Here is a 23,972-nt window from a genome sequence, read left to right as displayed (position 1 = left end):
ACGTGCTCAGATGAGGTTGAGTGCGTTCAAGAAGCGTTGTGCCACAGCGTGGTTACCGGAAACAGCGACAACGTTGCGCCAGTCGACCCGCCGGGTCGACCATCTCAGGAAGTCGGCGGTCGTCGAGCTGATCGTCGCGACCGCGTCAGCGCTGGAGTCGGCTGCCGCCGCCGTGATCGCACCGTCGATCACGTCGATCAGGACGTCTCGACCACCGGGCCCGGTGAGATTGAGGACGAGCGGTCCCTCGACCGCGGTCGCCAGCGTTGGCTGCATTTTCGGCACACCGCCCAGGAGCCACGACACCGAGGGGCCGAGCAGTACCTCGTCCAGCGCGGACACCTTGCGCTCGATGGGTCCGCGCGGGGCGAGAATGTCGTATCGCAGGTGAGTGGACATATCGAAGGTGAACATATCGGCTATCGAATGAAGGGGATAGGAGCCCAGGTCGAGCATCTGCGTTTCGCGGGATGCCAGGGGTTCGGCTTGCAACGGTTCGAAAGCGGCCAGGGCGCAACTGAATTGCTCTTTGACGAACGCAGCGGCTTCCGGGCCGGAAAGGTGCCGGCGTTCGGCGACTTGAATGTCGTTGAGCGGTTCGATGCCCAGGTCGGGCAGGGGCTGTTGATCCACCGCTGCGACGAGATCTTCGAGCAGGCACCCGACGTGCGTCACCACGTCCTTGGTCGACCACCCGCTGGCCGCGCTAGGCGCCCGCCAATCGGTGTCGTCGAACGTCTCGACGACGTCGACGATGTCCTGTGCTGCTCGCCGCATCCCGGCAATGCCTGCCTGGCTCATGACGTGACCTCCTAAGCCCCTTCGTCATCACTATACGACCGGTCGTCTTGGATACGAAATAGCAGATGGCTTGGCGATGGAGCGCTGTGTCAGCGGTACGCAGCTGTTCGATGAGACTTGACGTCCACGGGTGACACCTCGACACCCGATTGGTCGACGTAACACAAGCGCACCGATTGTCCGGTGGGCGAGCGGCGTTCGATCGACGGTCCCTGCGTGCGGGGCAGGTACGCGTCGCCCCACTGCCCTAGGGCCCCGAGGACCAGCTGGAGTTGGCGCCCGGACTCGGTGAGGTGGTACTCGAGGCGCTCACGTCGTCCGGGTTCCCGATATGGACGACGTTCGAGCACCCCGTGCTTCACCAGGGTGCCCAGTCGCGCGGTGAGGATGTCCGACGAGACCCCCAGTGCATCTTTGAACTCGTCGAAACGTGTTGCGCCGCGATGGGCTTCGCGCAGGATCAGCAGGGTCCACCGTTCTCCCACCACGTGAAGGGAACGTTCGATCGAGCACTGCAGGTCATCGAGAGACGAAGGCACACTCCCACCCTACGCTGGGTTGACATTTCCCACCCAGATGCTAAGTTCGGTTTTCCAACCCAAGGGAGCCGATGTGGAGATTGCCGGAAGTACCGTCCTGGTCACGGGTTCCAACCGGGGGTTGGGGCGTCACTTCGCCGAGGAACTCGTTCGGCGGGGGGCCAAGGTTTACGGCGGGTCGCGTGACGCCTCTGCCGTTGACGTCGACGGCGTCATCCCGGTGCAGATCGACGTCACCGATCTGGCCTCGGTCGACCGCGCGGCAACGGCCACCGGCGACGTAAACTTCGTCGTCAACAATGCCGGAACATTCACTGGCGCTTCGCTACTCACGGGTCGTCTGTCTGACATCACGCTCGACCTCGACACGCACTATCTCGGATCGCTTCACGTCATACGTGCGTTTGCGCCGCAGTTGGGTGCGCACCCTCAGAGCGCGATCCTCAACGTGCTCTCGCTGTTGGCGTGGGTGACGTCTCCGGACTATGGCTCCTACTCTGCCGCCAAGTCGGCCGCGTGGGCGATGACCAACGCGCTGCGGTTGGAGCTGGCGGGCCAACGGACGCAGGTCAGTGCGCTGCACGTCGGCTACATCGACACGGATATGGCCAACCATGTCGACGCCGACAAGTCCGACCCGGCCGACGTCGTCAGGATCGCGCTGGACGGCGTGGAGGCCGGCAACCCCGAGATCATCGCCGACGAATCGACCACACGAATCCAGGCCGCGCTCTCCGGGGGCGTCCGCGCGCTGTATCCCGAATTCGCTTGAGCCATCACACCTCCGTCGTGACTGCCCGTTTGCCTACGAGTCGTCGGGCAAGGTGGTCGCCATGAGTACGAGCCGCGGACCGCGGAACATCGTTCTGGTACACGGCGCCTTCGTGGACGGATCATCTTGGCGCGCGGTGTACGACCTTTTGACGGGGGACGGCTATCACGTTGCCGTGGTGCAGAATCCCACCCTGTCGCTGCCGGGCGACGTGGCGGCGACACGGCAGGTCGTCGACGCGCAAGACGGGCCGGTCGTGCTCGTGGGGCATTCGTACGGAGGTGCGGTCATCACGGAAGCCGGCATGCACAACAAGGTGGTGGCCTTGGTCTACATCGCGGCATTCGCACCGGATGAGGGTGAGTCGGTACGAGCGCTCGTGGGTGATCCCGCCGGGCCGGGCTCGCCGATCATCGAAGTGGCGGAGGGCTTTTGGTTCCAAGACCGAGCCAAGTTCCACAGTTCTTTCGGTGCCGACCTGGCTGCCGCCGATGCCGTGTTCCTTGCCGACTCCCAGGTTCCGTGGGGGGAAGAGGCCATGGCCGAGCCGGTCACAGATCCGGCGTGGCGCGGCAAGCCAAGCTGGTATCTGGTTGCGACCGAGGACCGAATGATCACGCCGACCGCCCAGCGTGCCATGGCGCAGCGGGCCGGTGCCACCACGGTGGAGGTGGAAGCCAGCCATGCCGTCTACATGTCACAGCCAGACGCCGTCGCCGCCCTCATCCGGCGGGCCTGCGGCTGAGCACCCGGGCATGGCCGCCAGGGTGCAACAGCCGGGTAGCTCGTGGATGTCCAGATTGCCGTTGTGCCGCTGCTCCTTTCAGGAGGTTACTGACTGAACGAAGCCGCTACGTCAGCGAGGATGCGTGGTGAGTTCGCCAGCGCAAAACGCAATGTCTTCGGTTCGCGCCCGAGGAGTCCGGCGAGGTCGTCGGTCGGCAGATCGAAGTAGCGACCGCTGGCCATCAGCCGGGTCAGCGTCTTGAGGTGCTCACCGTTGTGTGGCTTCTCGGCTGCCAGTGCGCTGTCGATGTAGTCGGTGTTCCACGTCTCCAGGTCCTGGGGCACGTACACCACCGGCCGGTTCAGTGCGGCGGCATAGTCTTCGGCGAATTCGTACATGGTCTTCAGTTCAGGCCCGATCAGCGTGTACGTCTTTCCGACGTGCTCGGCCGGATCCTTCAGAATGTTGACGCAGAGCTCGGCCACGTCGTATCCCGCGATGGGTGCCACCTTGGTGTCGCCCAACGGCAAGCGAAGTTCTCCGGTTGCCAGCAGATCCGGAATGGGAAACCAGGCGAAGACCGGATTTTCGACGAAGATACTGGCGCGGACGTGGACCACCGGAAGGCCGGACCAGTCCAAGACCTGTTCGGCGATCCAGTGCGCCCGTTGCTGCGGTGACCACTGAGACACGTTGCCGCCCAGCCACGACAAGCGAATTCCCTCCGGCGCCGTCATCCGGTCGAAGGTCAGCAGGGACTGCTCGGACTCGGAGATGTTCACAAACACCTCGAGATCGCCTTGCGCGCGGGCGACCGCGACCATCAACAAATTGGCGTCGACGTAATAGGGCGACAGTCCCATGCTGAAGTACACCCGTTGACAGCCGTTCAGCGCCGCCGCGACGTCGGCGATGTTGAGCAGGTCTCCGACGAACACGTCCGCCCCGGCCTTCCGGAGTGCCTCCGCGCGGTCGTCGTCGGTACGGACGAAGGCGCGGACTGGCCAGCCGGCATCGAGGAGCATGCGGACCATCGTGGTGCTGACCGAGCCGACCTCACCTGCCGCGCCGGTGATGAGGATGGGACGTGTGTGCGTGGTGGTCATGATGATCCAGTTCTGTTGCAGTGATGGTTGATTGCGATCTCGATGGCTTGTTCGAGGTCAGTCGGTCGGCACCGACGTCGACATGTCCAGACGAGTGGCGACGTGTGTCGTCGACGTGGTGGTGGCCGTGGTCATGAGTGCCCCTTGGGGGTGATGGAAGGTGGGTCAGCGCTGTACGAAGGGTCCGTCGTGGGAGAAGGCCGAGAGGTTGGCGGTGACGAACTCCGGCACCGTCATCGGCGGTCGTCCGGTGATGACCTCCACCAGGTTGTTCTCGCCGGCGAAGACGCCGTCCTGGTAGTCCCGGGCGACGCTGCTGACGTGCTGGACGAAGTGCGGACTCGTTCCCTTCGAGGCCAACAGCTTTGCGAAGGAGGGGATCTCGACTGGCTCGTATCGGGCTGGTATTCCCAGCGTGGAGCTGATCTCGTCGACGATTGCGTAGTGGTCGAGTTCCTTGCCGCCCACCAGCGGATAGACCTGTCGATCATGCGGACTCGGATTCTGCAGAACGGTGGCGATGACCCTGGCCTGATCGCGTGCAGAGATGGGAGCGTGTCGACCAGTCCCGAACGGGAGTCGAAGCACGGCCTCGTCGTCGTCGCGGCGCCAGGCCCAGGTGAGCCATTCAGCGAAGAACGTCGGTCGCAGATGCGTCGTGGCGAATGCCGAGCGGTCGAGAAGGCGTTCGGAGAGCCAATGCTGCTGGGCGGCATGACTCGTGGCGTCTCGGCGGGCCGATATCTGCGACATGTTGACCACCGCGCCTACGCCGGCTTCGGTCGCCGCCTGGGCAAAGATGGCGGTGCTTGCCAGCAGGCCGTCGGTCAAGATCGGATAGCAGAAGTAGGCGGCGTCGACGCCGGCCATCGCGGAACTGATCGCTCGAAAGTCGAGCAGGTCACCGTCGACCACGTCGGCACCGAGTGCGGCAAGAGCGTCGGAGCGCTCGTCGAGGGTATGTACGAACGCGCGAACTCGGTGCCCCGCGTGGAGAAGGATCTCGACGGTCGGTGCTGCGGTGTTTCCCGTGGCTCCGGTGATCAGGAAGAGTCGATCCGATGCCATTGCGCTGTCTCCTTGAGAGTCGTTGTGTAGCTCTACTATTCGAGCTGCTGGTTAGGGTCGGCCCAGGGTGACGTCGGCGAATGCGTGGGGTCGTTCCATTGCGCAGAAGTGGCCCGCGTCGTCGATCGTGTGCACCGTGGCGGTCGGGATCGCCGCCGCGGTGCTCTGCCGGTCGCTCGTCCGTGACCAGTCCTGGCTGGTGTACAGAAGCGCGACAGGCGCTGTGATCGACGGGTAGCTGCTGCGCGCCGCGATGAGGGTCGGCAAGTTGCGGTACACCTCGCGCGCGACGCGTGAATAGCCGGGTCGCTTGCCAACCCGCATTAGCTCGTCGAGGAACGGAGCCGGCAATCGGGTGGGGTCGGCATACCCGCCGCTCATGATGCCCTTCAGGATGGGCCTGTTCTCCAGGCTGGCGAAGGTGGGACCGACCAAGGGAGCCCGCACGGAGGAAACGATGAACCGCGCCAACGGATTCGCCCGTTCCAGCCCCTGGGGGTAGTCGTAGGTGTTGGAAGCCACCACGCGGCTCACCCGTTCGCCGAGTTCGACGGAGGCGGTCAGCGCGATGGTGGCACCCATCGACTCTCCGGCCAAGGTGACGTCGAACAACTCCAGACCACGGACGAACTCGACGATGGCGCCTTGCAGATCAGCGTGGTCGTAGTGCGCGTCCGGTCGAATGTCGGACCACCCCATCCCTGGGAAGTCCACCGCGTAGACGCGATAGCGTCCGGTCAACAGTGGGATGAGCCGCTGGAAGTAATCCAGCTGGGTGCGCACGGTATGCATCAGCACGAGCGGAGGTCCGTCGCCGGCGACGATGTACCGCAGCCTGCTGCCATCGGCTCGGGTGAACCACCGGCTCGGGGCGGGCGACCACGTGGAGAGGTAGCTGGATGGTGTCTTTGTCCGAATTGCCATACAATCACTATATGACCGGTCGTCTTAAAATGTCACGATGGCTTTTTACGCTGTGGGAGGAATGACATGGGTAGGCCCAGCGTCAAGGAGCAGTTGGTTGACCGCACGTTGGGGGTGTGGATCGAGCGCGGTTTCGAGGGTGCGAGCGTCAACGACCTTGTCGCCGCGGCAGGCGTGCCCAAAGGATCGTTCTACAACCACTTTTCGAGCAAGGAGCAGTTCGCCGTCGAGCACGTGAACCGCTACGTGCCCACCTTGGCCCTGGAGTCGCTGGTGAACGCCTCGGGTGGCGCCGTCGACGCCGTGCGAGAACATTTCGTGCAACTGGTCGCCGCACGTCGGGGTGGTCGGACGGAATTTGGTTGCCTGCTGGGTACATTTAGCAACAGCGTCACCGGGTCCTACCCCGAGCTTCGGGAAGCGGTGCGTGCGAGCTTCGAGCAGTGGATCGACGCGCTCACGGCGGTGCTGGTCCGTGCCAAAGACGCGGGGGAGCTGTCCAATGGACGAGCCCCGGCCGATCTCGCTGCCGCGCTGGTGGACGGTTTCGAAGGCGCCGTCGCTCGCAGCCGTGCCACCGGGGCGCTGGATCCGCTCGACGTGTTCCTCGCCGTGACCCTTGAGGAACTCACGCGCTGACGTACGCCGGCGAACTCCCGGTCACCCGTTGAACATCTGGGTATAGTTGATAATACTCAGAGGGGTCCGTAGCTCTCCGTAGCTTCCGGCCTCGAGACAGGAGCAGATGACATGTCGAACCCTTTTCAGGCGCAGGCAATTTCGGAACACGCCTCGCCGACGGTCTTCGTCGTTGGGGCGACCGGAGCTCAGGGCATGCCCGTGGTGAAGGGCCTCGTCGCTGACGGCGCGTACTCGGTCCGCGCGTTGAGCCGAGACGACGGGTCGGAGCGCGCCCAGTCCCTGGCCGCACTCGGGAATGTCACCTTCGTCGAAGGATCCTTCGCCGACGAGGACGTGTTGAGGCAGGGCCTGCGCGGCTGCGACGGCGCCTTCATCAACATCAACGGGTTCAACACCGGTGAGAAGACTGAGATGTTCTGGGCCATAAGGTCATACGAGATCGCTCTGGAAGAGGGCGTCCGATTCTTCGTCTACGGCAATCTGGACTACGGCCTCAAGGCTGCCGGATACGATTCGCGATTTCGCACCGGTCACTATGACGGCAAGGGCCGTATCGGCGACTGGATCCTGTTGCAGAATCAGATGAATCGCGACCGCATGGGCGCCGCATTGTTCACCACCGGCCCCTACATGGAGATGGTGCTGTCGCCAGGAACCCCGATGACACCCACCTTCGAAGACGGCATCCTCACGTGGCGGGTGCCGCTGGGGGACGGGGCGGTCCCGCACGTCGCCCTCGAAGACTGCGGGTTCTATGTACGGTGGTTGTTCGATCACGCCGAGCTGGCCAATGGAATGAATTTGGCCGTTGCCGTCGACCACGTGAAGTACGCGGATCTCGCAGCCGCCTTCGAGAAGGTCACGGGCCACCCGGCACGTTTCGTCGACGTCGACCTGGAAACCTATTGGCGGGAGGCCCGTTCGCTGCCAGGGTCGACGACCCCGCCGGGTACAACGCCGACCCCGCGGACAAGGCCACCATGACGGTACGTCAGAACTTCACCGGATTCTGGAACCTGTGGAAGTACGACATCATCGAACGCAACTACTCGCTACTGGACGAGATCCACCCGAATCGCATTCGCACGGTGGAGGAGTGGTTGCGCCGGCACGACCAGGCAGGGCGCAACCTCGGCAGGGGATCACTGTGGGATCGCGTTCAACCTCAGAATTGGACGGACGAGTCGCCAATCTTGAAGGGCAGCGCCGATGGGCGTCGAGGCACGCTGTAGATCCCGGCCGGCCCTCGCCACGGTGGCGGCACGATTCACCGCCAGCGTCACCGGTGGCGAAATCTCCTACCTGGCAACCGGTCCCAGCGACGGACCACTGGTGGTACTGGTCCACGGCTGGCCTGCCACCGCATCGACCTGGGCACCTCAGCTGCACGCGCTGAGGTCCGCGGGTTTCCGCGTAGTCGCACCCGACATGCGCGGTTACGGTGGGTCCTTCGTCCCGTCGACACCGACTGCCTACGCGCTGCGCCACCTCGTCGAGGACCTCCGAACCCTGATCGGTCACCTGGACCGGCAGTCCGCGGTGTGGGTAGGCCACGATTGGGGCGCCGCGGTGGTCTGGGCGCTGGCCGCGCACCATCCTGAGATTTGCGATGCGGTGGCCACTCTGGTGGTGCCCTACCGCACGCTCGATCGCGGACTGGCGACCCTGGTGAGCTACGTCAATCGAGAGGTGTACCCGGAGAACGACTTCCCGTTCGGACAGTTCGACTACATGGCGTACTTCGAAGAGTCCTTCGCCGAAGTGACCGCGCAGTTCGACTCGGCCCCAGACCGGGTGGTCCGCGCGCTCTGCCGGCGCGGCGACCCGGCCATTCTGGGAGGCCGCTCACCACGGTCGACGGTACGTCGCGACGGTGGTTGGTTCGGTGGGGTGACGGTGCTTCCCGACGTTGCCCGCGACCCCGACATCCTCGACGACGAGGTGTACGACGACGTGGTCGGCGCCTTGAGGTCGAACGGGTTCACCGGACCAAACAGCTACTACCTCAACCACGTCGACAACTATTGCTACAGCGAGGACTCCGTCGACGCGGTCCTTCGCATGCCCACCATGTTCATCGAGGCCCAGTACGAGCCCACCGCCGACACCGTCCGTACCAGGCTCGCCGAACCGATGCGCGAACACTGCACCAATCTGGCCGAGGTCAGCCTCCCGGCGGGTCACTGGGTTGGTCTGGAGAAGTCCGTTGAGGTGAACGCGGCGTTGGTGCACTGGCTGCAGACCGCCGTCCTGCCCGCACCACCTCACACAAGAGAAAGAAGAACGACATGGTCGCAGTAGCGGGGAAAGTCGTCGTGGTCACCGGCGGTGCAAGGGGGTTGGGGGCGGCGCTGGTCGACGAACTCCTGGCACGCGGAGCGCTCACGGTCCATTCCACCGCGCGCAGCGCGCATTCCGACCACCGCGCAGCGGTGGTCACACACGTCTTGGACGTCCGCGCGCAGGAATCGGTCGACGCGCTGGCCCAGTCGGTTTCTGACGCCGAGATCGTGTTCAACAACGCCGGCATCTTCGTACCCGAGCCACTACTGACCGGCGACTTCCAACACGCCACAGATTCGTTCGACGTCAACGTATTCGGGCCCCTTCGAGTGGCGCGGGCATTCGCGCCGGTGTTGCGGTCCAACGGCGGGGGCGCCTTCGTCAACATGCTCTCGGTGATGTCGTGGCTGGCTGGCGGTGGCGCCTACGGGGCGTCGAAGGCCGCAGCGTGGTCGTTGACGAATTCCCTGCGCGTGGAGCTCAAGTCGCAGAACACACACGTGGTCGGGGTGCACGCGGGCTTCATCGACACCGACATGGCAGCAGACATCACCATGGACAAACTCAGCCCGGTCGTGGCCGCACGAGTCATCATCGACGGCTTGGAGGCCAACGCCGACGAGGTCCTCACTGACGACGCCTCCATTCACGCGAAGGCGGCACTCGCAGGTCCGGTGGCGGGACTGACGTTGACCCTGTGACTTGGGTAGTCGCACGCGTACTCGTCGGTCTAGCTTGGGCGCATCCAAGACATGTCACTCACCCAACTACGGCAAGGAGAATTGCATGTCGCCAACGCGAGGTTTCTTCGTCACGCTGCACGCCAAATCGGGGAGCGAGGAGGAGGTCGCCGCGTTCCTCAAGACCGCCGAACGACTCGTACACGCCGAACTTGGCACCAAGCAGTGGTTCGGATTCCGTATCGATGAAACCACGTTCGGCATCTTCGACACCTTCGACACCGAGGCTGATCGTCAAACCCACTTGCACGGTGAGGTGCGCAGGGCTCTCGAGGCCAACGCGGAACTCTTCGACCGCCCTCCGATCATCGCGCCTGTCGACCTGTTGGGGGCCAAAGTTGGTTCTGACTACCAAAGCTGATGACGGAAGCGGGAGATCGACGAGGTCCGCATTCGATCACATCCGGTCTCGCAAGTGCTGTGGGTTGGGTTGCGCATCGTTCAGCCGCGGGTGGCGCTGTTGCCGATGCCGCTATCGGCGATGGTGGATTGACCGGAGTGGTACACGACGTGGTTGTCGATGCCGGCAATCGAGACGCTGTCCACAGCGTCGATGGTGACGGTGTTCTTGATGCCGGTGACGGTCAGGCTGGTGCAATGGCCAGCGACGGTGACGACGTTCTGGTTGCCGTTGACGGTGAGGTGGCCGTGGTCGCAGGTGGCCTGTCGGGTGAGGCTACTGCCGGTGATGAGGGCCGAGGCGTCGGCGTCCACGGTGACCGTCTGGGCATTGTGTAGCGCGCGGGTGGCGTAGCCGGTGGTGATCGCCATGGCGGCGCTGAACCAGCCGATGAGGATGATCAGCCACACGACCATGCCTGACACCAGGCGGGGCCGCAGTCGGCCGATCCAATTTCCGTTGTCGTCGCGGTCTAGGTCGTAGGGAAAGAACGTGACACAACGGGCCCGGTCGGGGTGGCGTTGGTCGGCCAGGATGACCCCGTCGACGTACTCGCGGCCTCGTACGCTCAGCTCGCCCTGATAGTCATCGAGGGTGTACTGAATCCTGGTCGTGGTGCTCGGTCCGCTCCACAGCGGTCGGGCTACCCGCCACCCATTGGCCACCGGTAGCGGTGCGTTGTACCAGGTAACCCCGCCGTAATAGCTTGCCCTCGAGGCGATCTCGGTTCTGGTGACCGTGGCGACCCGGCCCCATTTGAGTAGTTGCAGTCGGGAGCGGGTGCCCTTGAGTTGCCATGCGTAGATGAAGACAACGGTGAGACTGGCGGCGGGAAGGGCCGCCCTCGGCGCGGTTGCCCAGACGATCGCTGCCGGCACGGCGACGACAAACATCACGGTGATGTACCACCACCGGAAGGGCAAGACTTCCGCCAGGACGAACCGTAGAGGCACCGAACGTGGTGCAGCGCTGAGCATTGCGTCGACCGGTGCGCCGACTGGCGGACTCGCGCTGGAGGGTGGCCGGCCGGCCGATCCGAGCCTGCGCAACGAACTCAGAAGATCATAGACCTCGGCCCCGGAGTTCGAGGGCGGGGACGCGGTCCGCGCTTGGTCGAGCTGGTGCTCCAACTCGTTGATGCGTCGCTGCTGATCGAGCTGACGTTCGAGATCGGCGATCCGCTTTTCGGCATCCCCCGGCGAGTCCATGAGCACAGATGCTCCCACGCTAGTAACGACTACACAGCCTTACTTCCCCGCGACGCACTGATGCGCCTGCAGCACCTATCGGACCGCCCTCGCTCAGTGTCGGACGGGACACCCTCCCGAGTAATCGACCTGCCAGTGTTTGATGCCGTTCAGCCAACCCGACCGCAGTCGCTCCGGCTCGGCGAGCGCCTTCAGGTCGGGCACGGCGTCGGCCAGCGCGCAGAACATGAGGTTGACGGTCAACCGGGCCAGGTTCGCGCCGACGCAGTAGTGCGCACCGGTCCCGCCGAAGCTCACGTGCGGGTTGGGATTTCGCAGGATGTCGAATCGAAAGGGCTCGTCGAAGACCTCGTCGTCGAAGTTGGCCGATCGGTAGGCCAGCACGACGCGCTGCCCCTTTTTGATCTGCACCCCACCGAGTTCCACGTCGACGAGAGCGGTCCGTTGAAACGACGTGACCGGCGTGGCCCACCGGATGATCTCGTCGGCCGTGGTGTGGGGTCGTTCCTTCTTGAACAGCTCCCACTGCTCGGGGTGGTCGAGGAACGCCATCATGCCCTGGGTGATCGAGTTGCGGGTGGTCTCGTTGCCGGCCACGGTCAGGGTGATCATGAACAAGCCGAATTCCTCGTCGGTGAGTTTCTGGCCGTCGATGTCCGCCTTGATCAACTTCGTGACGATGTCGTCGCCCGGGTTGTCGGCTTTGTATGCGGCCAAACGCATTCCGTAGAACACCAGTTCTCCGGCCGACATCAACGCCTGCGACTCCGCGAACTCGGGATCCTCGTCGCCGACCATCTCGTTGGTCCAGTGGAACAGCTTCATCCGGTCCTCGTCCGGGACGCCGAGCAGATTGGTGATGGCGTGCATCGGCAGCTCGGAGGCGACCTGCTGGACGAAGTCACCGGTGCCCGCGGCCGTCGCCCTCGCCACGATGTCGCGGGCCGCCTCGCTCAGGCCGTCGCGCAGCCGCTCGACGGCACGTGGTGTGAATCCGCGGGAGATGATCTTTCGCAACCGGCTGTGCTGCGGCGCATCCATGTTGATCATCGAGAAGCGGCCCGCCTCGATCTGGCCTCGGCCCGACTGCTCGTCGGGGTAGCGCGGCACGATGCAGTTCGCGGCGCTGGAGAAGACGTCGTCACGCAATGACGCCGCACGCACGTCCCGATGGCGGGTGACCAGCCAGTACCCCTGGTCGCCGAACGCCTCGGCACCGCTGCGTTGCTCGTTCCACCAGACGGGAGCCGCGCGGCGCAACTCGGCGAGTTCGTCGACGGGTAGCCGCTCCGCATAGACGTCGGGGTCCGTGAAATCGAACCCGGCAGGCAGTTCAGGTGCGGCCATCGGAGCTCCTCGGTTCGGTGCTCCTGACAGGATCACACTCCCACCCGCCCGCCATGGGTGGTTTGCCGAGAACTCTTTCTTTTCGAAAGAGTCCCTCGGCCGTGGAGCCAAGATTAAGCTCAGCGCTTGTGGATGTCGGTCTCGACGCGGCGCAGCGGGCCTGGGTCGACGAGGTGCGGACGTTCCTGGCCGACAACGTCACGCCGGCCCTGGAGGCCGAACTCGCCGAACACGGCCTCGAACGGATCGGCGGCGAGGTCTCCGCATTTCGGCGCAGGGTGGGCGAGAAGGGCTGGTTCGGCGTCACCTGGTCCCAGGAGTACGGCGGGCTCGGCCTCGGCGCAATGCATCAGCACCTGTTGATGCGCGAGTTCGAGTACCGGGGCGTGCCAGGGCCCGATCTCACGGTCACCTCGGTGGCGCCGATGATCATGCGGCACGGCACCGAACAGAACAAGCGTGAGTTCCTGCCACCGATCGCCGCAGGCGAATTGACCTGCGCGGTCGGGTATTCGGAGCCGGACGCCGGGACGGACCTGGCCAGCCTGCGCACCCGCGCCGTCCGTGACGGCGATCAGTGGGTGATCAACGGGGCCAAGATCTGGAACAGCGGTGCGCAGCGAAGCACCCACGAATGGCTCTGCGTGCGAACCGATCCCGACGCTCGACGGCACCGCGGGATCTCGGTGATCATCGTGCCGCTGGACTCCCCGGGAATCGAGATCCGACCGCTGACGGCGTGGTCGGGCTACCGCACCAACGAGGTGTTCTTCCGCGATGTCCGCGTTCCTGCAACGAATCTGATCGGGGAGGAGAACCGGGGGTGGACCTACATCACCGGTGCTCTTGACCTGGAACGCGGTGCCCTGACCAACGCCGGTGACCTCCGGCGGGCCCTCGACGAACTGCAGAGGTCAGCCCGGACAGCGCGCCGGGACGGCTCGGTTCCCCTCGAAAACCGCTCATTCGCGCGGCGTCTCGTGCAAGCCGAGGCCGACGTCGACGTGGCGACGCTGATGGGTGTGGAAGCGGCGTCGTTGCTCGACACCGGAATCGTCCCCACCGTAGAGGTCAGTGTCGAGAAGATCTTCACCAGCGAACTGCGCCAGCGGATCGCCGATCTGGCGATCGACCTGCTCGGTCCCGACGGCCTGCTGGCGCACCGCTCGCCCGGTGCTCCCGCGGGCGGCATCTTCGAGAGGCTCTACCGGGCCGCTCCGCTGATGAGGTTCGGCGGCGGCACCAACGAGGTCCTGCGTGACGTCATCGCACAACGGGGCCACGGTATGCCCTCCTACGGGCGGTGATCGGCATCCGACTCCTGCCCGACGATGACGAACGGGACTTCGCGGCGACCCTGCGCCGGTTGTTCGCGGTCAACCAGGACGCGACTGCGCAGTGGGAGTCGCTGGCCGCGTCGGGCGTCCTCGGCCTGGTGCTGCCGGAGCAGTACGGTGGCTCGGGCGGACGCCTCACCGATCTGGGGATCTTCTGCGTCGAGGCCGGACGCGGCCTGTGCCCGGTGATCGTGCACGGCACCATCCTGGCGGGCATGGCCGTCGATGCGCTGGGTACCGCTGAGCAGCGCGCCACCCTGTTGCCGTTGCTGGCGTCCGGAAAGTCAAGTGCCACAACGGCGTTGTGGTCGCCGGTCGACGCGAGTCTCGTCACGCCGACGCTGCGCGCCGAGCCGGCCGGCGCCGACTGGATACTCAGCGGCCGCGTCGATTTCGTACTCGACGCCGAGCGCGCCGACTTCGTCGTCGTCTCGGGCGGTGACGCGACCACTGGGCGTAATGTCGTTGCCGTGGTGCCCAATTCGGAGTCGCTGCGCAAGGAGCCGGCGACCCTGATGGGTGGCCAGACCGCGGCGTGCCTGCACTTCGACGGCGTCCGGGTGGACGGGAATTCCGTCCTGACCGCCGACGGCGGGGTATCGAACGAGCAACTGCGGCGGCTCGCCAATACGGCGACGACGCTGCTGTCGCTCGACCTCGTCGGTGTCGGGGAGGCGGCGCTGCAGCGTACGGTCGACTACACGTTGCTGCGGCAACAGTTCGGCCGCCCGATCGCGTCGTTCCAGGCCGCGCAGCATCTCGTCGCGAACATGCACATCGCGCTCGCCGCCGCTCGGCTCGCGGCGCGGGCGGCGTTGTCGGTGCTCGAAGACGGAGACGTCGCAACACGTCAAACGGCGGTGGCTCGTATGCACGCGGCCGAAGCCGCGAAGCTGATCACCCTCGATGCGCATCAGCTACATGGTGGCGCGGGCTACGTCGTCGACACCGACCTGCATCGTTACTCCGAACGGGCGCGGGTGTTTTCGACACTCGGTGGCGGTGCTGACATCGCCGCGACCTGGCTGGAGGGGGAGGACTCGTGAGCGACGACAGTCTGATCGACGCCGACACCGCCGCGCGGGTGGGAAGCGTGGCAGCGCGCGCGATCGGCGACGTGGATCGCCTGCAGTGGCAACGTTGGGCCGCGGCGGTGGGCGACCATAACCCGCTCTGGTTCGACGCCGACTATGCGCGCGCCAACGGCTACGTCGACGTGATCTGCCCACCGCTTTACCTTCAGTACGCGGTGCTCGGTGTCGCGTCATTGGACAGCCTGCGCCGCGACGGGTCGTCCGGGGCGGTCTCCGGGGGCCTGGCGTTTCCGCTGGCTCCTCGGCGGATGGCCGGCGGCGAGTCGACCACCTTCCACCTGCCCTGCTACCACCGCGACGAGGTGGAGATGGTGCGCACGATCGAATCGATTGTCGAAAAGCAGGGCAAATCAGGACGTTTCGTGCTGGTGACGTGGCGCACCACCTACCAGAACCAGCTCGGCCAGTTGGTGGCCGAAGCCACCACGTCGATGATCGCCCGGCCGTGAGGAGGTGCGCGTGACCGCCCAGCTGTACTACGACGACGTCCAACCCGGCGACGAGATCCGTCCGCTGCTGGTCACCGTCGACGCGACGCAGATGTTCTTCTTCAGTGCCGCCACCTACAACGGCCACCGCATCCACTACGACAAGGATTGGGCCACGAATGTCGAGGGGTACGACGACGTGCTGGTGCAGGGGCCGCTGCAGTCGGCGCTGCTGGCCCGCGCGGTCACGGATTGGATCGGCGGACGTGGCCGGCTGGTCCGCTACTCCGTGCAGAACCGGGCGGTGGCCTACCCCGGTGAGGAGTTGACGTTCGGGGGAGTGGTCACCGCCAAAAGGGTTGAGAACGGAATCGGTCTGGTCGAGGTCGAGATCGCCGGGCGACGCGGCGAGACCGTGCTGATGCCGGGCACCGCGACCGTGGCACTGCCCGTGCGAAGCGAGCCGTCCTGATGTCGTTGCACGGCACCGCCGCCATCGTCGGTATCGCCGAACTGCCCGCGCAGCGAAAGCAAACCCGTCCCGCGCAGTTCACCATCGACCAGTACGCCGCCTTGGCCGCGATGGTGATCGAGGACGCGGGCCTGGACGGCTCGGTGATCAACGGGCTCGTCTGCCACGGCATCGCGGAGTCCGACATGTTCGCGCCGGCCACCCTGAGTGAATACCTGGGCCTGCCCATCGATTTCGGCGAGCGGGTCGACCTCGGCGGCGCCACATCGGCGGGGATGGTGTGGCGGGCAGCCGTCGCGGTGGAGTTGGGTCTCTGCGACGCGGTGCTCGCCGTCGTGCCCGGCTCGACCGTGCTCCCGCAGTCCCAGCGCCGACCCGCCATCCCGCCTGCGTGGTACGGCGCGTCGAGCAACAAGTTCGGATCGCCCCAGGCCGAGTACGAGATCCCGTACGGCAACGTCGGCCAGAACGCGCCCTACGCCCAGATCGCTCAGCGTTACGCCGCCCTCTACGGCTACGACCCGGCTGCGCTGGCCAAGATCGCCGTCGACCAGCGCACCAATGCCTGCGCCCATCCCGACGCGGTGTTCCACGGAAAACCGCTGACCGTCGAGGACGTGCTGGCCAGTCCGATGATCGCCGAGCCCATCCACATGCTGGAGACCGTGATGCGGGTGCAGGGCGGCGCGGGCGTGCTGATCGTCAACGCAGACCTGGCCGCGCGGTCACGGCATCGTCCGGTGTGGGTCAAGGGATTCGGGGAGCACATCTCGTTCAAGACACCCACCTACGCCGACGACCTGATGCTCACCCCGGTGGCCCGCTCGTCCGCACGAGCGTTCGCGATGGCCGGCCGCACCCCGTCCGAGGTCGACGTCGCATCGATCTACGACTGCTACACGATCACCGTCCTGATGAGCCTCGAGGATGCCGGATTCTGCCCCAAGGGTGAGGGCGCGAAGTGGGTCAACGACCGTGATCTGACCTTCGGCGGCGACTTCCCGTTGAACACCGCGGGCGGGCAGTTGTCCTTCGGGCAGGCCGGCATGGCCGGGGGCATGCACCACGTCGTCGACGGGGCCCGCCAAGTGATGGGGCGCAGCGCCGCGGCCCAGGTCGCCGGCTGCGACGTCGCATTCGTCACCGGCACCGGCGGGATCATGAGCGAGCAGGTCGCGCTGGTACTGGAGGGCGACTGACATGTCCGAGCCCATGCCGCTGCCCGAACCGACGCCGGTGTCTGCTCCGTTCTGGCAGGCGCTGCGACAACACCGCATCGAGATCCAGTACAGCCCGTCGTCGGGGCGCTATGTGTTCTACCCCAGGACGCTCGCTCCCGGCACTCTCGCCGACGATCTGGAATGGCGCGAGATCGACGGTGCGGGAACGTTGTTCACCTACACCGTCGCCGACCGTCCGACGGGACCGCCGTGGGCCGACGCCCTGCCGCAGTTGCTCGCGGTCGTCGAGTGGGATGTGGGACCCCGCGTGAGCACCGAGCTCGTCGAGGTGGAGCGCTCGGACATCCGCATCGGCATGCGCGTCGTCCCGGTCTTTTACGACGTGCCGGGCGAGGACGTCACGCTGTTGCGCTACCGGCCCGCGTGAGGTTCACGCCTTCGGCTTCTTCTTGCGTTTGCGTTGGGCGGCAAGCCGATCCAATTCGGCGAGAAGTGTGTCCGCACGCGCGCATTCGTCGGCGTAGTACTGGGCGGACCAGTTCAGCACCGCCACGGGGTAGGACCACTCCGCCACCGGTGCGGCGCCCTCGGCGTGGTCGAGGGCCAGCACCCGCATGCGCTCCGATTGCGTGCGGTGCGCGAGCACCATCTCGCGCAGCTTGGCCGGATCCGCGGTGTGGCCCAACCACGTTCGCAGCATGATGCCGTGCTTGAGCACGGCGGGCTCCGGCTCGGCTTCGGTGGTCCACGCGGTCACCGCCCGCTCACCTTTCGGCGTGATGCGGTAGACCCGCTTCTCGCGCTCGCCGCGCTTGCGCTGCGGGTGTTTGCTGTCGTCCAACCGCGAGGCGACGAGCCCCAGAGTCTCCAATTTGTGCAGCTCGCCGTAGATCTGGCTGAAGGACGGCGCCCAGTAGAAGAACTTGAGACTCCAGTCGGCCCAGCGCTTCATGTCGAACCCGGAGAGTTCCTGGCCGAAGGACAGCAGTCCCAGCACCGCGTAGCTGGTGGGCCGCAGCCGGTTCTGCGGGTCGGCGCGATCGTCGGCCATGGCGACACCCTAGAACAGCGTGCACTCGATGCCGGCAATACCGTGCGACCGCGTCTCTATTCCTGATAGAAACAGATCATCACCAACGAGGAGCCCATGAACGACGGGGTAGCAGCGATGCAGCGGATGGCCGCCATAGAGCGCGCATCGTGACGGCGGGGGCCGGTCACGACGTGATCGTCATCGGCGCAGGCTTTGCCGGCCTGTACGCGGTGCATCGCGCCGTGACGGCCGGCCTGTCGGTTCTCGGCATCGAGGCAGCCGACGGTGTCGGCGGAACGTGGTACTGGAACCGGTATCCGGGAGCGCGGTGCGACGTCGAAAGCGTCGACTATTCCTACTCGTTCGACGACGACCTCCAGCAGGAGTGGACCTGGACCGAGCGTTTCGCGGGCCAACCCGAGATCCTGGCCTACCTCGAGCACGTCGCCGACCGGTTCGACCTCCGCCGCCACTACGCTTTCGGCGCCACGGTCACCGCCGCCGCATTCGACGCCGACTCGGCGTCGTGGGAGGTGCACACCTCGACCGGTGCGCGGCATCGAGCAGACTTCCTGCTGTGCGCCACCGGGTGTCTGTCCGCGGTCAACCGGCCCGCCCTGCCGGGCGTCGAGAAGTTCACCGGCGAGGTCTACTACACCGCCGCCTGGCCGGAGATGGCACCGGACTTCAGCGGGAAGCACGTCGGGCTCGTCGGCACCGGATCGTCCGGCATCCAGGTGGCGCCGATGCTGGCTGACGCTGCGGCATCCCTGACGGTGTTCCAGCGTTCGCCGAATTACAGCGTGCCGATGCCGAATCGGCCGTGGACCGACGACGACGTTCGACGGCTCAAGGCGGGTTATGCGGAACGCCGCCGGCGATCGGCCTACGCGCCCGCCGGCACCCCGCACACCAGTCAGACGAAGTCCGCCGCCGAGACCGGTCCCGATGAACGCGCAGAAGCTTTGCGGCAACGGTGGTCTCAGGGCGGAGTGCTGTTCAGCAAAACGTTCCCCGACCAACTGACCGACATGGCCGCCAACGATGTCGCGCGGGAGTTCGCCGAGGCGCGGATCAGGGAACTGGTCACCGATCCGGTGGTGGCCGACGACCTGATCCCGGTCGACCATCCGATCGGCACCAAGCGGATCTGCACCGACACCGGCTACTACCAGTCGTTCAACCGCGACCACGTCAGTCTGGTCAACCTGCGCCGCGATCCGATCGTCGGCGTCACCGAAGACTCGGTGCGCACCGAGAACTGTGAGTACCCCTGCGACGCACTCGTTTTCGCGACGGGCTTCGACGCGATGACGGGTGCGCTCAGCCGCATCGATCCCGTCGGCCCCGACGGCCACCGACTCAGTCAGCTGTGGGCGGACGGCCCGATGACCTTTCTCGGCCTGATGATTCCCCAGCTGCCCAACCTGTTCAGTCTCAGCGGGCCGGGCAGTCCGTCGGTGTTGGCCAACATGGTGCTGCATGCCGAGGTCCAGGTGGACTGGGTGTTCGCGTTGATCAACGCGGTGCGCGCGAAGGGGGCCGACCAGGTGGAGACTAGCCGCGAAGCCGCCGATGAGTGGACCCGGCACGTCGCCGAGGCGGCCGAGAACACGTTGTTCGTCCGCGCGGACTCGTCGTGGTATCTGGGCGCCAACATCGACGGCAAGAAGCGGGTCTTCATGCCCTACGTCGGCGGGTTCGGAACCTATCGCGGCCACTGCGACGACGCCGCCGAAAACGACTATCCCGGACTGGTGTTCACATCCACAGACAAGGAGGCGCCCGGTGCGCGAGACCATCCAGCAAATCCTGCGTGACCGCGCTCACGACGACACCGTCGCCGTGCGTTACGACGACCGGACGTGGACCTGGCGCGAACACCTGGCCGAGGCCGCCGCCGAGGCGTCGGCGATGATCGGAATGGCCGACCCGGCGCGGCCGCTGCACGTCGGGGTACTGCTGGGCAACACACCGGCCATGCTGAGGTCGATGGCGGCCGCCGCGCTGGGCGGGTATGTCCTGTGCGGCATCAACACCACCCGTCGCGGGGCGGGACTCCTCGCCGACATCCGTCGCTCCGATTGTCAACTGCTGCTGGTCAATCCGGACCATCGACCGCTGCTGGACGGACTCGACCTCACCGGTGTCACGGTGCTCGACGTGACGTCGCCGACCTATCTCGATGCGGTGGGTTCCGCGCCGGCACTGGTGCCGCACCGCGAGGCGGTCGCCACCGATCCGCTGCTGCTGATCTTCACCTCGGGCACCACCGGCAATCCCAAGGCGGTTCCGTTCGCACACGTGATGGCGGTGCTCAGCGGAAGCAGTCTGGTGCTGCAACTGGACGTCACCCCGGACGACGTGTGCTACCTGTCGATGCCGCTGTTCCATTCCAACGGGGTGGCGGGCGGTTGGTCGGTCGCGGTCTGCAGCGGGGCGACGATGGTCCCGGCGAAGTTCTCTGCCTCACGCTTCCTCGACGAGGTCCGTCGCTACGGCGCCACCTACATGAACTACGTCGGCAAGCCATTGGCGCTGGTGCTGGGTACTCCGGAACGACCGGACGACACCGACAACCCGCTGCGCGTCGCGTTCGGCAACGAGGCCGCCGACCGCGACATCGACGAGTTCGCCCGCCGTTTCGGTTGCCGCGTCATGGACGGGTTCGGCTCGAGCGAGTTCGCGGTCATCGTGGTTCGCGAGGACGGCACTCCACCGGGTTCGATCGGCAAGGGCTGGGAGGGTGTCGCCGTCTACCACCCCGAGTCCGTGACCGAGTGCGCCACAGCGGTATTCGACGACAACGGTGCACTGGCAAACTTCGACGACGCCGTCGGGGAACTGGTCAACACCACGGGCGGCGGTGCGTTCGGCGGCTACTACAACGATCCCGACGCAACCAATGAGCGCATGCGCCACGGTATGTACTGGTCCGGCGATCTCGCCTACCGCGACACCGACGGCTGGATCTACCTTGCTGGACGCACCAGCGATTGGATGCGGGTCGACGGCGAGAACCTGGCTGCCGCACCGATAGAGCGCATCCTGCTGCGCCACGAACGACTCAACCAGGCCGTGGTGTACGCGGTGCCCGACCCGCGGGTGGGTGATCAGGTGATGGCGGCACTCGTCCTCAACGCCGGGCACACGCTGACGCCGGCTGAGCTCACGACGTTCCTTGCCGCGCAACCGGACCTGTCGCCGAAGGCCTGGCCGAAGTACGTGCGGATCAACCGCGTGCTGCCACAGACCGCGACCAACAAGGTCCTCAAGCGCAGCCTGATCACCGAGGGAGTATCGGGCGGCGACGGAGTCCTGTGGGTGCGCCAGGACCGCGGAACCACCTACGCGGCAGTGGCCGATGACGTCGGCAGCAGGGAGCTGTCGGCGGCCGACTCCTGACCACGCCGTCACTGGCCGGCGAAGTAGACGCCCAACAGCAGCGCGAAGAGCACCAGCACCCATCCGCCCGTGGTGGCCTTCAGCCACACCGGTGCACGTCGGACCTCCATGAAATGGCTGATCACCAGAGTGGTTTTCACCGCCGCGATCAACAGCACGATCACGGTCACCGAGGTATTGAGTTGATGCGCCGCGCCACCGTCGCGGGCGACCAACCACGACACCAGGGTGACGGTGGTGAGCAGCGCCCAGACGATGGTCAGGGGGTTGCGGATCAGTGACGTCATCGTCTACCTCATCAAGTAGAGCAGGGCGAACAAGACCAGCCACAGGACGTCGACCATGTGCCAGTAGGTGGCACCGGTCTCGATGAACGAGATCTTGGGTGTCGCCGATGTTTTCAGGTTGCGGATGATGAATCCCAGGATGACCAGACCGAGTAGCACGTGGCAGAGATGCATACCGGTCATCACGAAGTAGTACATGAAGAACAGGTTTTTGCCCGGCGTCAGACCGTCACTGATTTCAGGGATCCATTCGAACAGTTTGAGCAGCGGGAAAGCTGCACCGAAAGCGACAGCAACACCGAAGCGCCGCAACGCATCCGCGGTGTCCCCGGCCCGCGCCGCGGCCACACCGAGCGCGACGAACAGTGAACTCGTCAGGAGCATGACAGTGTTGACGGCGCCGATGTCCAGGTTGAGCAGCGCTTGGCTCTGCAGGAACTGGTCGTGATTCTGTCCTCGGTAGAACATGTACACGACGAAGTAGACGCCGAAGATGAGCAGGTCGCCGATGACGAAGAACCACATGCTCGACTCGCCGGGTACGTGGTCTTTGACCGTGGCATCCCGCCGCGACGGGTCGACGCCGGCGGGGGACTCCGCGGCAACGTCGGTCATGCAATCGCCCGAGCGTCGGACGACGATGCGGTCAGATCCGTTGCGGCGTTGTCGAGTTCGGACTCGGGCTGGTTCTTGATGGCCCGGAAGATACAGACGTAGACGATCATTTGCCAGGAGACATAAAGCACCATGGCGAACCAGAACGTCATGATGCCGTTCCAGGCGAAGGGCCCGGATTTGGCGATCCACACCGGTGCGGCGATCAGTTCGGTCACGTACTGCCACACCGTGTAATAGCCCAGCCACTTCGGCAGAACGTTGTTGTCGTCGAGGATGATCGCGAGTCCGAATGCCATCCACATGACGCAGAAGCAGCCCAACGACCCGATGAACGCCAGGTAGCCGAAGTCGTAGAGCATCGCCTGAACCGCCGGCCGATAACCGGTTCGGAAGGCGCCGAGACCGAAGCAGAACATCGGTAACAGCATTCCGACGATGGCCCCGGTGATGGCGCCGATCATGAATGAGTAGCGGAATACCGGGCTCACCGACATCCGCTTGATCTGGGTGAGGTACACCGCGTTCGACACCGGCGCCAAACCGTAAGAGAGAGTGAGGATCGTGCATGCGACGAGCAAGTTGTGCGAGTGCATGAAGTCGAGAATGTGTGGAGTGGAGGCGCTCGGCGAGCGTGGCGGCATCATCCAGCTCAGCGGCACAAAGACCAATCCGAATACGCTGAAGAAGAACGGCACGGTCCAAAAGGCGATCCACTGATCGAGTTTCGGATTCTCGCGCCACGACCGGGTTGGCCCGGCGGCGGGCGCGGGTTCGGTGGCAACGCCGCTGCTCATACCAGCACCACCTGCTCGTCACCCTGGCGGTGCACGGCTCGCAGGAGAACCGCGAACATCACAACGATGTAGATCGCAAAGGTGCTCAGCCGCAGGGTGAATGAGAGCCCGCCGTTCCAGGCGAGGGGTCCGCTCTTACAGAGAATGGAGAAGGCGCTCGGTGCCAGTAGTGCAACCGTCGCGACGTTGAAGTGAGCCACCCAGCGCGGAAACACCGGATCAGCTCGACCGTCGAGATAGACGCTCAGCGCGAAACAGAGATTCTGCACCATGATCGTGCCCACCGGTGCGATGAAGAAGAACCACGCCATGTCATTGAGCAAGCTGATCAACTGCGGGTCACGGTCAGGCCTGAAAGCGGCCATGCCCCAGCAATAGTCGGCGAGGATGAAGCCGGTGGTTCCGACACCGACGCAGATGATGTAGGCGTAAGTCAGGACGGTGCTGGAGGTGGCGACGCGGGAGATCTGCACAGCCGTCACCGCAAAAAGCGGCACAAGGGAACAGGCGATCAAGTTGCACAGGATCGCCACTCCCAATATTCCGGTCGTGTTGTTCCTGAAGAACGCCGCAACCTGCTCGGGTGTCAGCATCGGTGACAGCGGCGGCGAGAAGACCGGGAACAGAACGTAGGCAAGCGCGAACAGCGCGACGGCCGGGGGTGCAGTCCACAGCAGGATGCGTTGACCCCGAGTGTTCATCGATATCGCTCCTGCCTCGCGCCGGCTGCAGTCGGCCCACGACATGCCTGGAGGAGACGTCGCAG

Annotated in this window: 26 protein-coding genes and 1 pseudogene; 15 read left to right on the top strand and 12 right to left on the bottom strand. The window is 65.3% G+C overall.

What is annotated here, in order from left to right:
• Nucleotides 1-6: 6 nt before the first annotated feature.
• Together ACZYW1_RS05125 and ACZYW1_RS05120 are read right to left on the bottom strand one after the other, a co-directional pair.
• Nucleotides 7-801, bottom strand: a complete 795-nt coding sequence (locus tag ACZYW1_RS05125; RefSeq protein WP_463783820.1) for a maleylpyruvate isomerase N-terminal domain-containing protein — start codon at nt 799-801, stop codon at nt 7-9.
• Between the two features lie 89 nt (nt 802-890).
• Complete coding sequence (locus tag ACZYW1_RS05120) at nt 891-1,340, bottom strand: winged helix-turn-helix transcriptional regulator (RefSeq protein ID WP_463783819.1); 450 nt, start codon at nt 1,338-1,340, stop codon at nt 891-893.
• A gap of 73 nt (nt 1,341-1,413) precedes the next feature.
• Between ACZYW1_RS05120 and ACZYW1_RS05115 the strand changes: the two genes are divergently transcribed.
• Together ACZYW1_RS05115 and ACZYW1_RS05110 are read left to right on the top strand one after the other, a co-directional pair.
• The gene (locus ACZYW1_RS05115; RefSeq protein WP_463783817.1) at nt 1,414-2,112 is read left to right on the top strand and encodes an SDR family oxidoreductase; all 699 of its coding nucleotides are present in this window, start codon (nt 1,414-1,416) and stop codon (nt 2,110-2,112) included.
• A gap of 61 nt (nt 2,113-2,173) precedes the next feature.
• Nucleotides 2,174-2,857 carry an alpha/beta fold hydrolase gene (locus tag ACZYW1_RS05110; RefSeq protein ID WP_463783816.1) on the top strand — a complete coding sequence of 228 codons (684 nt, stop codon included), beginning with the start codon at nt 2,174-2,176 and terminating at the stop codon, nt 2,855-2,857.
• Between the two features lie 86 nt (nt 2,858-2,943).
• On the opposite strand, the gene ACZYW1_RS05105 is transcribed toward ACZYW1_RS05110, so the two are convergent.
• The 3 genes from ACZYW1_RS05105 to ACZYW1_RS05095 form a co-directional block, all read right to left on the bottom strand.
• Nucleotides 2,944-3,945, bottom strand: coding sequence for an NmrA family NAD(P)-binding protein (locus ACZYW1_RS05105; RefSeq protein ID WP_463783815.1), 1,002 nt, complete (start codon nt 3,943-3,945; stop codon nt 2,944-2,946).
• A 165-nt stretch (nt 3,946-4,110) separates the two neighbouring features.
• The gene (locus ACZYW1_RS05100) at nt 4,111-5,013 is read right to left on the bottom strand and encodes an NmrA family NAD(P)-binding protein (protein ID WP_463783813.1); all 903 of its coding nucleotides are present in this window, start codon (nt 5,011-5,013) and stop codon (nt 4,111-4,113) included.
• A gap of 51 nt (nt 5,014-5,064) precedes the next feature.
• On the bottom strand, nt 5,065-5,937 hold the full coding sequence (locus tag ACZYW1_RS05095) for an alpha/beta fold hydrolase (protein ID WP_463783812.1): 873 nt from the start codon (nt 5,935-5,937) through the stop codon (nt 5,065-5,067).
• A gap of 66 nt (nt 5,938-6,003) precedes the next feature.
• Here ACZYW1_RS05095 and ACZYW1_RS05090 point away from each other — a divergent pair, with 66 nt between their 5' ends.
• From ACZYW1_RS05090 to ACZYW1_RS05070, 5 genes and pseudogenes are all read left to right on the top strand, one after another.
• Complete coding sequence (locus tag ACZYW1_RS05090; RefSeq protein ID WP_463783809.1) at nt 6,004-6,576, top strand: TetR/AcrR family transcriptional regulator; 573 nt, start codon at nt 6,004-6,006, stop codon at nt 6,574-6,576.
• A 138-nt stretch (nt 6,577-6,714) separates the two neighbouring features.
• Nucleotides 6,715-7,811: pseudogene (locus tag ACZYW1_RS05085) on the top strand (NmrA family NAD(P)-binding protein).
• Nucleotides 7,812-7,833: 22 nt separating this feature from the next.
• Nucleotides 7,834-8,880, top strand: coding sequence for an alpha/beta fold hydrolase (locus ACZYW1_RS05080; RefSeq protein ID WP_463783807.1), 1,047 nt, complete (start codon nt 7,834-7,836; stop codon nt 8,878-8,880).
• Nucleotides 8,868-9,563 carry an SDR family oxidoreductase gene (locus tag ACZYW1_RS05075; protein WP_463783805.1) on the top strand — a complete coding sequence of 232 codons (696 nt, stop codon included), beginning with the start codon at nt 8,868-8,870 and terminating at the stop codon, nt 9,561-9,563. The genes ACZYW1_RS05080 and ACZYW1_RS05075 overlap by 13 nt, the downstream gene beginning before the upstream one ends.
• 85 nt (nt 9,564-9,648) lie before the next feature.
• Nucleotides 9,649-9,963, top strand: a complete 315-nt coding sequence (locus ACZYW1_RS05070) for a putative quinol monooxygenase (protein ID WP_463783803.1) — start codon at nt 9,649-9,651, stop codon at nt 9,961-9,963.
• Between the two features lie 80 nt (nt 9,964-10,043).
• Here ACZYW1_RS05070 and ACZYW1_RS05065 read toward each other — a convergent pair whose 3' ends face one another.
• Both ACZYW1_RS05065 and ACZYW1_RS05060 read right to left on the bottom strand, forming a co-directional pair.
• Nucleotides 10,044-11,210 carry a DUF3060 domain-containing protein gene (locus ACZYW1_RS05065; RefSeq protein WP_463783801.1) on the bottom strand — a complete coding sequence of 389 codons (1,167 nt, stop codon included), beginning with the start codon at nt 11,208-11,210 and terminating at the stop codon, nt 10,044-10,046.
• Between the two features lie 93 nt (nt 11,211-11,303).
• Nucleotides 11,304-12,557: a cytochrome P450 gene (locus tag ACZYW1_RS05060; RefSeq protein WP_463783800.1), complete on the bottom strand. Its 1,254-nt coding sequence runs from the start codon at nt 12,555-12,557 to the stop codon at nt 11,304-11,306.
• Between the two features lie 128 nt (nt 12,558-12,685).
• On the opposite strand from ACZYW1_RS05060, the gene ACZYW1_RS05055 reads away from it, so the two are divergent.
• Genes ACZYW1_RS05055 through ACZYW1_RS05030 form a run of 6 tightly spaced genes read left to right on the top strand, consistent with a single transcriptional unit; the run spans nt 12,686 to nt 17,496 of the window.
• Nucleotides 12,686-13,864, top strand: coding sequence for an acyl-CoA dehydrogenase family protein (locus ACZYW1_RS05055; RefSeq protein ID WP_463783798.1), 1,179 nt, complete (start codon nt 12,686-12,688; stop codon nt 13,862-13,864).
• A gap of 5 nt (nt 13,865-13,869) precedes the next feature.
• The gene (locus ACZYW1_RS05050; RefSeq protein ID WP_463787687.1) at nt 13,870-14,940 is read left to right on the top strand and encodes an acyl-CoA dehydrogenase family protein; all 1,071 of its coding nucleotides are present in this window, start codon (nt 13,870-13,872) and stop codon (nt 14,938-14,940) included.
• Nucleotides 14,937-15,437, top strand: coding sequence for a MaoC family dehydratase (locus ACZYW1_RS05045; RefSeq protein ID WP_463783796.1), 501 nt, complete (start codon nt 14,937-14,939; stop codon nt 15,435-15,437). The genes ACZYW1_RS05050 and ACZYW1_RS05045 overlap by 4 nt, the downstream gene beginning before the upstream one ends.
• 10 nt (nt 15,438-15,447) lie before the next feature.
• Nucleotides 15,448-15,888 (top strand): MaoC family dehydratase, encoded by a 441-nt coding sequence (locus ACZYW1_RS05040; RefSeq protein WP_463783794.1) that lies wholly within the window; start codon nt 15,448-15,450, stop codon nt 15,886-15,888.
• Nucleotides 15,888-17,087, top strand: coding sequence for a thiolase family protein (locus ACZYW1_RS05035; protein WP_463783792.1), 1,200 nt, complete (start codon nt 15,888-15,890; stop codon nt 17,085-17,087). The genes ACZYW1_RS05040 and ACZYW1_RS05035 overlap by 1 nt, the downstream gene beginning before the upstream one ends.
• A 1-nt stretch (nt 17,088) precedes the next feature.
• Complete coding sequence (locus ACZYW1_RS05030; protein WP_463783790.1) at nt 17,089-17,496, top strand: Zn-ribbon domain-containing OB-fold protein; 408 nt, start codon at nt 17,089-17,091, stop codon at nt 17,494-17,496.
• 3 nt (nt 17,497-17,499) lie between these two features.
• Here the strand turns inward: ACZYW1_RS05030 and ACZYW1_RS05025 are convergent, their stop codons facing one another.
• Complete coding sequence (locus tag ACZYW1_RS05025) at nt 17,500-18,120, bottom strand: PadR family transcriptional regulator (protein WP_463783788.1); 621 nt, start codon at nt 18,118-18,120, stop codon at nt 17,500-17,502.
• 149 nt (nt 18,121-18,269) lie between these two features.
• Here ACZYW1_RS05025 and ACZYW1_RS05020 point away from each other — a divergent pair, with 149 nt between their 5' ends.
• On the top strand, nt 18,270-19,922 hold the full coding sequence (locus tag ACZYW1_RS05020) for a flavin-containing monooxygenase (protein WP_463783786.1): 1,653 nt from the start codon (nt 18,270-18,272) through the stop codon (nt 19,920-19,922).
• Entirely contained in the window at nt 19,891-21,507 is a 1,617-nt protein-coding gene (gene fadD1 / locus ACZYW1_RS05015; RefSeq protein WP_463783785.1) for a fatty-acid--CoA ligase FadD1, read from the top strand. Before ACZYW1_RS05020 ends, fadD1 begins: the two co-directional genes overlap by 32 nt.
• 8 nt (nt 21,508-21,515) lie before the next feature.
• Here the strand turns inward: fadD1 and ACZYW1_RS05010 are convergent, their stop codons facing one another.
• From ACZYW1_RS05010 to ACZYW1_RS04995, 4 genes are read right to left on the bottom strand one after another with little or no spacing between them, the layout of a single operon-like run.
• Nucleotides 21,516-21,794, bottom strand: coding sequence for a cytochrome C oxidase subunit IV family protein (locus tag ACZYW1_RS05010; protein ID WP_463783784.1), 279 nt, complete (start codon nt 21,792-21,794; stop codon nt 21,516-21,518).
• A gap of 3 nt (nt 21,795-21,797) precedes the next feature.
• Complete coding sequence (locus tag ACZYW1_RS05005) at nt 21,798-22,409, bottom strand: cytochrome c oxidase subunit 3 (protein ID WP_463783782.1); 612 nt, start codon at nt 22,407-22,409, stop codon at nt 21,798-21,800.
• Nucleotides 22,406-23,206, bottom strand: a complete 801-nt coding sequence (locus ACZYW1_RS05000; protein ID WP_463783781.1) for a hypothetical protein — start codon at nt 23,204-23,206, stop codon at nt 22,406-22,408. The genes ACZYW1_RS05005 and ACZYW1_RS05000 overlap by 4 nt, the downstream gene beginning before the upstream one ends.
• Nucleotides 23,203-23,907, bottom strand: a complete 705-nt coding sequence (locus ACZYW1_RS04995) for a hypothetical protein (RefSeq protein ID WP_463783779.1) — start codon at nt 23,905-23,907, stop codon at nt 23,203-23,205. The genes ACZYW1_RS05000 and ACZYW1_RS04995 overlap by 4 nt, the downstream gene beginning before the upstream one ends.
• Nucleotides 23,908-23,972 lie beyond the last annotated feature (65 nt).

The organism is Mycobacterium sp. IDUB_36, from assembly GCF_055419225.1.
The sequence above is the reverse complement of the archived record's forward strand: the minus strand, read 5'-3'. Positions and strand labels throughout refer to the sequence as shown.

Bases quoted from the DNA above. Each gene is read 5' to 3' on its own strand.
- ACZYW1_RS05005 (WP_463783782.1), bottom strand. From the start codon at position 22,409: ATGACCGACGTTGCCGCGGAGTCCCCCGCCGGCGTCGACCCGTCGCGG.
- ACZYW1_RS05095 (WP_463783812.1), bottom strand. From the start codon at position 5,937: ATGGCAATTCGGACAAAGACACCATCCAGCTACCTCTCCACGTGGTCG.
- ACZYW1_RS05090 (WP_463783809.1), top strand. From the start codon at position 6,004: ATGGGTAGGCCCAGCGTCAAGGAGCAGTTGGTTGACCGCACGTTGGGG.
- ACZYW1_RS05060 (WP_463783800.1), bottom strand. From the start codon at position 12,557: ATGGCCGCACCTGAACTGCCTGCCGGGTTCGATTTCACGGACCCCGAC.
- ACZYW1_RS05070 (WP_463783803.1), top strand. From the start codon at position 9,649: ATGTCGCCAACGCGAGGTTTCTTCGTCACGCTGCACGCCAAATCGGGG.
- ACZYW1_RS05125 (WP_463783820.1), bottom strand. From the start codon at position 801: ATGAGCCAGGCAGGCATTGCCGGGATGCGGCGAGCAGCACAGGACATC.
- ACZYW1_RS04995 (WP_463783779.1), bottom strand. From the start codon at position 23,907: ATGAACACTCGGGGTCAACGCATCCTGCTGTGGACTGCACCCCCGGCC.
- ACZYW1_RS05035 (WP_463783792.1), top strand. From the start codon at position 15,888: ATGTCGTTGCACGGCACCGCCGCCATCGTCGGTATCGCCGAACTGCCC.
- ACZYW1_RS05010 (WP_463783784.1), bottom strand. From the start codon at position 21,794: ATGACGTCACTGATCCGCAACCCCCTGACCATCGTCTGGGCGCTGCTC.
- ACZYW1_RS05065 (WP_463783801.1), bottom strand. From the start codon at position 11,210: ATGGACTCGCCGGGGGATGCCGAAAAGCGGATCGCCGATCTCGAACGT.
- ACZYW1_RS05110 (WP_463783816.1), top strand. From the start codon at position 2,174: ATGAGTACGAGCCGCGGACCGCGGAACATCGTTCTGGTACACGGCGCC.
- ACZYW1_RS05105 (WP_463783815.1), bottom strand. From the start codon at position 3,945: ATGACCACCACGCACACACGTCCCATCCTCATCACCGGCGCGGCAGGT.
- ACZYW1_RS05025 (WP_463783788.1), bottom strand. From the start codon at position 18,120: ATGGCCGACGATCGCGCCGACCCGCAGAACCGGCTGCGGCCCACCAGC.
- ACZYW1_RS05075 (WP_463783805.1), top strand. From the start codon at position 8,868: ATGGTCGCAGTAGCGGGGAAAGTCGTCGTGGTCACCGGCGGTGCAAGG.
- ACZYW1_RS05000 (WP_463783781.1), bottom strand. From the start codon at position 23,206: ATGAGCAGCGGCGTTGCCACCGAACCCGCGCCCGCCGCCGGGCCAACC.
- ACZYW1_RS05030 (WP_463783790.1), top strand. From the start codon at position 17,089: ATGTCCGAGCCCATGCCGCTGCCCGAACCGACGCCGGTGTCTGCTCCG.
- ACZYW1_RS05100 (WP_463783813.1), bottom strand. From the start codon at position 5,013: ATGGCATCGGATCGACTCTTCCTGATCACCGGAGCCACGGGAAACACC.